A 276-nucleotide genomic window follows, 5' to 3' on the forward strand; every position below is an offset into this window, starting at 1 on the left:
CCTTCGGAGCGCTCGCGGACCCCACCCGACGGGGCATCCTCGAGCACCTCGGACGTGGCCCCGCCACCGTCAGCGAGCTGGCGGAGCGCTTCGCGATGACCCTCACCGGCATCAAGAAGCACATCCACCTGCTCGAAGACGCGGGGATGGTGGTCACGGAGAAGCGTGGCCGGGTCCGGTACTGCCGACTCGGCGAGAACGTCTTCGACCGCGAGGTGGCCTGGATGCAGGGCTATCGGCGGATGGTGGAGGCCCGGATGGACCGTCTCGGTGAAT

At 68.5% G+C, this 276-nt stretch carries 1 protein-coding gene; it reads left to right on the plus strand.

The features are described from left to right. Window positions 1–276, plus strand: a 276-nt coding sequence (locus GV792_RS28900) for an ArsR/SmtB family transcription factor (protein WP_175584927.1), incomplete at both ends; no start/stop codon positions are given.

It is taken from the genome of Nocardia cyriacigeorgica (assembly GCF_010868145.1).
GTDB classification, from domain to species: domain Bacteria; phylum Actinomycetota; class Actinomycetes; order Mycobacteriales; family Mycobacteriaceae; genus Nocardia; species Nocardia cyriacigeorgica_D.